Annotated in this window: 9 protein-coding genes; 8 read left to right on the top strand and 1 reads right to left on the bottom strand. The window is 70.3% G+C overall.

Annotation, left to right across the window (positions count from 1 at the left end):
• From VGF12_RS25925 to VGF12_RS25905, 5 genes are all read left to right on the top strand, one after another.
• On the top strand, positions 1 to 473 hold a 473-nt coding region (locus tag VGF12_RS25925), incomplete at its 5' end, for a response regulator (protein ID WP_331178938.1).
• Between the two features lie 2 nt (positions 474 to 475).
• Positions 476 to 841 carry a response regulator gene (locus VGF12_RS25920; RefSeq protein ID WP_331178937.1) on the top strand — a complete coding sequence of 122 codons (366 nt, stop codon included), beginning with the start codon at positions 476 to 478 and terminating at the stop codon, positions 839 to 841.
• Positions 842 to 1,006: 165 nt separating this feature from the next.
• Positions 1,007 to 1,903 (top strand): phosphoribosylaminoimidazolesuccinocarboxamide synthase, encoded by an 897-nt coding sequence (locus VGF12_RS25915; protein WP_331178936.1) that lies wholly within the window; start codon positions 1,007 to 1,009, stop codon positions 1,901 to 1,903.
• A complete protein-coding gene (locus VGF12_RS25910) occupies positions 1,900 to 3,021 on the top strand; it encodes a hypothetical protein (protein ID WP_331178935.1) in 1,122 nt (373 codons plus the stop codon). Before VGF12_RS25915 ends, VGF12_RS25910 begins: the two co-directional genes overlap by 4 nt.
• 122 nt (positions 3,022 to 3,143) lie before the next feature.
• A complete protein-coding gene (locus tag VGF12_RS25905) occupies positions 3,144 to 4,826 on the top strand; it encodes a serine/threonine protein kinase (protein ID WP_331178934.1) in 1,683 nt (560 codons plus the stop codon).
• Between the two features lie 12 nt (positions 4,827 to 4,838).
• Here the strand turns inward: VGF12_RS25905 and VGF12_RS25900 are convergent, their stop codons facing one another.
• Positions 4,839 to 5,783: a tetratricopeptide repeat protein gene (locus VGF12_RS25900; protein WP_331178933.1), complete on the bottom strand. Its 945-nt coding sequence runs from the start codon at positions 5,781 to 5,783 to the stop codon at positions 4,839 to 4,841.
• An 82-nt stretch (positions 5,784 to 5,865) separates the two neighbouring features.
• Here VGF12_RS25900 and purE point away from each other — a divergent pair, with 82 nt between their 5' ends.
• The 3 genes from purE to VGF12_RS25885 form a co-directional block, all read left to right on the top strand.
• A complete protein-coding gene (gene purE, locus VGF12_RS25895) occupies positions 5,866 to 6,360 on the top strand; it encodes a 5-(carboxyamino)imidazole ribonucleotide mutase (RefSeq protein WP_331178939.1) in 495 nt (164 codons plus the stop codon).
• Positions 6,360 to 7,523 carry a 5-(carboxyamino)imidazole ribonucleotide synthase gene (locus VGF12_RS25890; protein ID WP_331178932.1) on the top strand — a complete coding sequence of 388 codons (1,164 nt, stop codon included), beginning with the start codon at positions 6,360 to 6,362 and terminating at the stop codon, positions 7,521 to 7,523. Before purE ends, VGF12_RS25890 begins: the two co-directional genes overlap by 1 nt.
• Positions 7,523 to 7,725: L-threonylcarbamoyladenylate synthase (locus VGF12_RS25885; protein ID WP_414710207.1), on the top strand; the 203-nt coding region annotated here is incomplete at its 3' end. The genes VGF12_RS25890 and VGF12_RS25885, both read left to right, overlap by 1 nt.

Here is a 7,725-nt window from a genome sequence, read left to right as displayed (position 1 = left end):
AGCCGCTGCGCCGTACCGCCCTGGCGCGCGCGCTCGTGCCGCTGCGCGAGCGCCTTGGTCCGGGCCGACCCGTGCTGGTTGTCGACGACGAAGCGATGTCGCGTGAGTTGATGTGCGCCGCGCTGCAGGCCGTCGGCGTCGAGGCTGTCGCCGTGCCTGGCGGCGCCGAGGCCTTGCAGCGCCTGCAGACGCTGCAGCCTGCGCTCGTCGTGCTCGATCTGATGATGCCGGGCATCGACGGCTTCCAGGTGCTGCACGAGCTGCGCTCCGACCCGCGCTGGGCCGAGCTGCCCGTCATCGTCTGGACGGCGCTGGCCCTGGCGGTCGAGGAGATCGAGGTGCTGGCGCGCTCGGCCCGCGCCATCGCGGGCAGCACGGCGCAGGACCAGGCGCGGCCGCTGGCCGAGGTGCGGGACGCCCTGCTTCGCGCCGCCCGCCTGGAGCGTCGCGGCCGTCGCCGCGCAGGGAGCTGACCATGGCAGGAGAACGCGTCCTCGTCGTCGACGACAACGAACTCAATCTCGAACTGGCCCAGTACATCTTGGAGGCCGACGGTTTTGTGGTCGACCGCGCCCTGCACGTGGATGAAGCCTGGGCCCGACTGCGTGCGTGCCGGCCCGACATCGCGCTGGTCGACATCCAGCTGCCCGGCGCCGATGGACTGAGCTTGGTGCGGGCCATCAAGTCCACGCCCGACCTCGCCGACCTGCCCGTCATCGCCTTCACCGCTTATGCCATGCAGGGCGACGAGGAGCGCTTCCGCTCGGCGGGCTGCGACGGCTATCTGAGCAAGCCCATCGACGTGTACAGCTTTGCTGCGAGCGTGCGCAGCTATCTGTGAGGCCTCGCCGGGGCCGACCTCCGCTGGACTCGTCCTTCCCCGGGCCCCGAGGAGGTGATGAGCGCCTTGGGATCGAGCCGCCCGTATCGCCAGGGCGGGTCGGCTTCGGGGGGGCGGTCGATCGGCCCGGAGCGTCCGGGGGTGGGGGCAACTAAAATCTCCGCCATGCCCCAAGCCCTCTACGAATCCAGCCTGAAGTCCCTCCCCCTGCTCGGCCGCGGCAAGGTGCGCGAGAACTATGCCGTCGGCGAGGACCGCATCCTGATGATCGCCAGCGACCGCTTGTCGGCCTTCGACGTCATCATGGGCGAGCCCATCCCGGGCAAGGGAGCGCTGCTGACGAAGATGGCGCTGTTCTGGTTCGACAAGCTGGACGGCATCGTCCCCAACCACCTGACCGGCGAGGACCCACTGTCCGTCGTCACTGGCGAGGAGCGGGAGCAGATCCGCGACCGCGCCATGCTGGTCAAGCGCCTCAAGCCCCTGCCCATCGAGGCCGTCGTGCGAGGCTATCTGGCCGGCAGCGGCTGGGCCGAATACCAGAAGACGCAGAGCGTCTGCGGCGTCCCGTTGCCGCCGGGCCTGCGCAATGCCGACAAGCTGCCCGCGCCCATCTTCACGCCTGCCACCAAGGCCGAGATGGGCGACCACGACGAGAACATCTCGTTCGAACAGGCCGCCGCCATCATTGGTCCCGACCTGGCCGCCCGGGTGCGCGACATTTCGATCCAGCTGTACCGGCGTGCCGCGGACTTTGCGCTGACCAAGGGCATCATCATTGCCGACACCAAGTTCGAGTTCGGCCTTGACGCCGACGGCACGCTGACGCTGATGGACGAGGTGCTGACGCCCGATTCGTCGCGTTACTGGCCCGTCGAGAGCTACGCGCCGGGCAGCAACCCCCCGAGTTACGACAAGCAGTTCGTGCGCGACTGGCTGGAGGCCGTGCGCATCGACGGCCAGCCCTGGGGCAAGAAGGCGCCCGCGCCGGCACTCGCCGCCGAGGTCATCGCCAACACGGTTCAGAAGTACGAAGAGGCGCTACAGCGGCTGACGGCATGAGCGTCAAGCTTCGCAGCCGGCTGGCGCAGCGACTCGATGCCGAGATTGCCGCCGCGGCTGCGATACCACCGCGCGCTGCCGTGCTGCAGGCCCAACGCGCCATCCTGTGGCTGCGCCATGGCCGTGAGGCCGAGGCGCGCGAGGAGCTCGACCGGCTGCAGGCCAGCGCGCTGGCACACCCGCGGGTCGAGCTGGCCGCGTGGCTGCACCTGGCCGAGGGGCTGACGGCGTATTTCAGCGCCTTCGGCGGCGGTGCCCGTGAGCGCATGCGCCGCGCTCACGTGATGGCCCAGGCGGCTGGTCTGGCCCCGCTGCGGACCCTGTGCGATGCATGGCTGGCGCAAATGGCCTTCGTCGACCGTGACTTCGACCGTCTGGTTGTCCACGCCGCCGCGGTGCTCGCCGGACCGCCAGACAACGCCGCTGCCTGTCGGGTCGCCTCGGCGCTCGGGATGGCCTGGGACCTTGCCCAGGACGAGGCCGCCGCCACCGCCTGGTATGCCTGGGGGCGCCGCGCCGCCAGTGCCGATGGCGACGACGCCGGCCTCGCGGCCCTCCTCTACAACCAGATGCAGATGCGCGCACTGCGCATCCGCCACGCGGCGCTGGCCGGGGAGCCCGGCGAGGCACCCGCGGTGCTGCTGGGCGTGGACTCGATCGGCCATTTTGATGACGCCGTGGGCGGCTCGGCCCGCGCCGACCTGACGCCGTTGCTGCGTGCCCAGTTGCTGACGGTGCAGGGCGACTTTCCCGCCGCCGCCGCGCTGCTGGAAGCGCACCTGCCCGAGGCCGTGGCCGCTGGTCTGGCCCGCACGGGCGGCAGCTTGCTCGCCGACCTGGCATGGTGCTGGGCCAACACCGGCGAGGCATCCCGCGCCCGTGCGCTGGCTGACCAGGCCGCCGTCGAGGTGCTTGCCGAGGACTCTCCACAGTGCGACCTCGACGAGCGCGCCGCCCTGCATGCACGCCTGGCCCAGGTCTATGCCCGTCTGCACGAGGAAGGACTGGCGGTCAAGCACGGCGACGCCGCGCAAGAGGCCTGGAGGCAGGATGGCGACCAGCGCCGGCTCCTGGCAAGGCAGCTGAGTGCGGCCGGAATGGGCACTCCGCCACGCTGACCGGGCTTTTTACGGGCTGCCCACGGGGGGCGGCTGCGTTACCCTCGCCCGCCTATGACCAACGCACGGCCGCCCGAAGGGGCCCAATTCCGCTTGGCGGCGCCGCGCGCAGGGGGGCGTCGGTGAGCAGCGACGCGCACGACCACGATGCCGTCATCAATGCGCTGCCTGTCGGCACGCGCTTTGGCGAGCTGGAGATCCTCGGCACGCTGGGCGTGGGCGGCTTCGGCATCGTCTATCTGGCACGAGATCACTCGTTGGAGCGAGAGATCGCGATCAAGGAGTACATGCCCAGCCAGTTCGCGTCGCGCGACGGGCAGTCCCAAGTGTCGGTGCGTTCGGTGTCCATGAAGGAGACCTTCGAGCTCGGCCGGCGCAGCTTCGTCAACGAGGCCAAGCTGCTGGCCCGCTTCGACCACCCGTCCCTGCTCAAGGTCTACCGCTTCTGGGAAGCCAACGGCACGGCCTACATGGCCATGCCCCGCCTTGTCGGCCAGAATCTGCGGGAGGCCCGCAAGACGCGCCCGACGCCGCCGCCGGAGGCCTGGGTGCGGCGCATCTTCGACGCTGTCCTCGACGGACTGGAAACCCTTCACGCCCAGCAGGTCTGGCATCGCGACGTCGCGCCCGACAACATCTTCCTGCCGGCCGATGGCAGTCCACCCATCTTGCTGGACTTTGGCGCCGCCCGCCAGACCATCAGCGGCCGCACGCAGATCTTCACGGCCATCCTCAAGCCCAGCTTCGCGCCCATCGAGCAGTACGCCGAGGCCACGTCGCTGCGCCAGGGGCCGTGGACGGATTTCTACGCGCTGGCCGCCGCCATGCACGAACTGCTGACCGGTCGGCCGCCGCCACCGGCCACGGCCCGGGCCATGGGCGACGAACTCATGCCGCTGGCCGTGGTCGGTTATTCGAAGGCGTTCCTCGCCGGACTGGACTGGGCACTGCGCGTGCCGCCCCATCAGCGGCCGCAAAGCGTGACTGCCTGGCGCGAGGTGCTTGACGGCCACGCCGGCGTGCCCCCGGCCCAGCCGGCGCCGCCACGGACCGCGCCGCTGGATATCGAATTCGCCGACAGCCGGCAGACTGAGCCGTCGCAGGCGGACGATCCCGCTGCCACCGTCGTGATGCCGCTGCGCCGGGAGGCATCGCCTCCGCCGCGGTCAGCCACCGGGCCGGACCAGCCGGCGTCGTCCCGGCCGCGCTCCTGGCAGGGCGTGGCCGTCGTGGGCGGCGGCGTCGTGGCGCTGTTGCTGCTCGGCCTCTTCGTCATGCAGCTGCGCGGCATCCCGCCCCGGCCCGAGGTCATGCTCGCCGAGCCGGCGGCCTCGACCGCCGCGCCTGCGCCGAGGTCCGAACCGCCAGCCCCGACGCCGATCCCGCAGCCTGAGTCGAAGCCATCCCCCATGGCGACGGCGTCCGCGCCCCTTTCGCTGGCGGCCACGCAGGCCAGACCGGTGCCGGGGATCGCGTCAGCGCCTTCGCGTCGCGAGGCGGCGTCCAAGCCCATCCTCACCGAGAAGCCGGGCGACTTCCGTCCCGTGCAGCGCATTCCCGCGTCCAGCGCGTCCCAGCCAACGGCTGCAGCCGTGGCAGGGGCGACGACGACCAGGGCCGCATCGGCCTCGGCGGCCACGCCCCCCTCGAACGAACCCAAGACGGCCAATGAGGCCTGTGGTGGTCGCGTGCTGTTCGCCCGTGCCTGGTGCATCGACCGGCAGTGCGAAAAGCCCGTCTACCAGAACGACCCTGAGTGCGTGAAGCTGCGCGAGATCCGCAGCAGCCGGAACAGCGGGCCCTGAACGGGCGCCCGTTCAGAACAGCGCCATCGACAGCTTGCGGCGGTACTGGTCGATCAGCGGGTCGGTCTGCACAACGGCCGCCTTGCCGGCCAGCTCCAGCGTGCCGCTCTTGGCCTCGGCTGCGGGCTTGGGGGCAGGCTTGGTCAGCAGTTCCAGGATGGCGACATAGGCCTTGCGCGCGGCTTCGCCGTTCCAGGTCTTGTCGCGCATGATGATTTCCAGCAGCTCGTCCATGGCCTCGGTGAAGCGCTGCTGGGCGAGATGGTGCTGGGCCAGCGCGAAGCGGGCATCGAAGTCGCGCTTGTTGGCTGCGATGGTCGCCTGCAGCACGGCGGGGTCGCCACCGGCTTCGAATGCCGTCAGCCAGGTCGCCAGCGCCGCCAGGCGGGGTGAGGGCGTCAGCGTATCCGCCGCCTTGGCGGCCACGGGCGCGAAGGCGGTGCGCGCGTCCTGCACCAGGCCCAGTTCCAACAGGGCCTTCACATAGTCGAAGCGGGCGGCGTCATTGTCCGGGTCGGTCTGGACGGCGTGGGCGAGCTTGCCCAGCGCGGCCTCCAGGTCGCCATCGGCCAGGAGGTCTTGGGCGTCTGCCAGATCCGCTTCGGCTTCGACCTGCTCGCCCGGCGGCACGTGCTTGTCCAGGAACTCGCGGATCTGCGCTTCGGGCAGCGCGCCGACGAAGCCGTCCACCGGCTGGCCGTCGACGAACATCACGCAGAAGGGAATGGAGCGCACGCCGAACATCTGGCTCAGTTGCGTCGCGATCTCCGGCACCTCGTCGCTGTTGAGCTTGGCCAGCGCGAAACGGCCGGCATAGACGGTTTCCAGCTTCTCCAAGATGGGGCCGAGGGTGCGGCAGGGGCCGCACCAGGGCGCCCAGATGTCCAGCAGCACGGGCTGCCGCTGCGAGGCGTGGATGAGTTCGGCTTCGAAGTTCTGGAGAGTGATGTCGATCATGGCGGGAAGCAGTTGAAGGCGTGCAACCTACAATTCAAGGCTATTTTGAGCTTCGGAGCGCGCCTTGCAGACCCCAGCCCCTATGAACCCGGACGCCGTCATTGGCATCGTCATGGGCTCCAGCAGCGACTGGGAGACGATGAAGCAGGCGGCCGAGATTCTGACCGAGTTCGGTGTCGGCTTCGAAGCCCGGGTGGTGTCGGCTCACCGCATGCCGGACGAGATGTTCGCCTATGCCGAGGCGGCCGTCGGTCGGGGCCTGAAGGCCATCATCGCCGGTGCCGGCGGCGCGGCCCACCTGCCAGGGATGCTGGCCGCCAAGACGACGGTGCCAGTGCTGGGTGTGCCGGTGGCCAGCCGCCACCTGCAGGGCGTGGACTCGCTGCATTCCATCGTGCAGATGCCCAAGGGCATTCCCGTCGCGACCTTCGCCATTGGCAATGCCGGTGCGGCCAATGCAGCACTGTTCGCGATCGCGATGCTGGCCACGGGCAACGCGGCGCTGTTGGACAAGCTCAATGCCTTCCGCGCGAAGCAGACGGCTGTCGCCCAAGCCATGACCGGAGAGCTGCGCTGATGGCGGCGCTGCTCCCCGGTGCCGCGACGCTGGGCGTCCTCGGTGGCGGCCAGTTGGGCCGCATGTTCGTCCACGCCGCCCAGGCGCTGGGTTATCGCTGCATCGTGCTGGATCCGGACGTCATCAGCCCGGCTGGCGCCGTGGCCGAGAAGCATGTGAAGGCCGACTACCTGGACCCCGTCGGTCTGGCCCAGATGGCGCGCGACTGCGACGCGATCACGACCGAGTTCGAGAACGTGCCCGCCGTGGCCCTGGAGACGCTCGCCGGCATGCGCGTTGTGGCGCCGGCCGCCGCGGCCGTGGCCGTGTGTCAGGACCGCGCGGTCGAGAAGGCCCATTTCGAGGCGGCTGGCGTGCCCTGCGCGCCGCACGCCGTCATCACCAACGACATCGAGCTGGCGGCGGTGGACCCGGCCCTGCTGCCTGGCATCCTGAAGACCAGCCGGATGGGCTACGACGGCAAGGGCCAGGTGCGTGTCTCGACTGCCGCCGAGCTGGCCGAAGCCTGGGCGGGGCTCAAGCGTGTGCCCTGCGTGCTGGAGCAACTGCTGCCGCTGAAGGCCGAGCTGAGCGTGCTGGTCGCACGCGGCGCGGACGGGCAGACGGTCAACTTTCCAGTGCAGCAAAACCTGCACCGCGGCGGCATCCTGGCCGTCACCGAGGTGCCGGCGCCCGCCGTGCCGGCCGAGGTGCAGCACCAGGCTATTGCTGCTGCCCGCCAGGTGGCCCAGGCGCTGGACTATGTGGGCGTGCTGTGCATCGAGTTCTTCTGGCTGGAGGACGGTCGGCTCGTCGTCAACGAGATGGCGCCGCGTCCGCACAACTCCGGACACTGGACGATGAATGGCGCCGACGTGTCGCAGTTCGAGCTGCAGGTGCGGGCCCTGGCCGGCCTGCCGCTGCCGGAGCCGCGCCAACATTCGGCCAGCGTCATGCTCAACCTGCTGGGCGATCTCTGGTTCAATGATGATGGGGGCCCGACGCCGCCTGCATGGGACCGTGTGCTGGCCTTGCCGGGCACCCATCTGCACCTGTATGGCAAGGCCGAGGCGCGCCACGGCCGCAAGATGGGCCACCTGAACATCACCGCCGAGACGGCACAGGCGGCGCACGCGGTCGCGGTCGAGGCCGCCGCCATCCTGGGCCTGCACACGTCGTTCTGATGCTGCTCCTGCCCGGCAACGATCCCGCCGCCATCCAGGCCGCCGCGCAGCGTCTGGCCGACGGCGAGCTGCTGGGCCTGCCGACCGAAACCGTCTACGGGCTGGCCGCGCGGGCCGACCAAGACGCCGCCGTCGCCAAGATCTTTGCTGCCAAGGGCCGACCGAGCGACCACCCGCTCATCGTCCACGTGCTGGACGCCGC

The organism is Roseateles sp. (assembly GCF_036404855.1).
In the GTDB taxonomy this organism is placed as follows: domain Bacteria; phylum Pseudomonadota; class Gammaproteobacteria; order Burkholderiales; family Burkholderiaceae_C; genus Pelomonas.
This window is presented reverse-complemented; position numbering and strand designations above follow the sequence as displayed.

Excerpts from the sequence above, each read along its gene's own strand:
- VGF12_RS25920 (WP_331178937.1), top strand. The coding sequence starts at position 476 with ATGGCAGGAGAACGCGTCCTCGTCGTCGACGACAACGAACTCAATCTC.
- VGF12_RS25900 (WP_331178933.1), bottom strand. The coding sequence starts at position 5,783 with ATGATCGACATCACTCTCCAGAACTTCGAAGCCGAACTCATCCACGCC.
- VGF12_RS25890 (WP_331178932.1), top strand. The coding sequence starts at position 6,360 with ATGGCGGCGCTGCTCCCCGGTGCCGCGACGCTGGGCGTCCTCGGTGGC.
- VGF12_RS25910 (WP_331178935.1), top strand. The coding sequence starts at position 1,900 with ATGAGCGTCAAGCTTCGCAGCCGGCTGGCGCAGCGACTCGATGCCGAG.
- purE (WP_331178939.1), top strand. The coding sequence starts at position 5,866 with ATGAACCCGGACGCCGTCATTGGCATCGTCATGGGCTCCAGCAGCGAC.
- VGF12_RS25915 (WP_331178936.1), top strand. The coding sequence starts at position 1,007 with ATGCCCCAAGCCCTCTACGAATCCAGCCTGAAGTCCCTCCCCCTGCTC.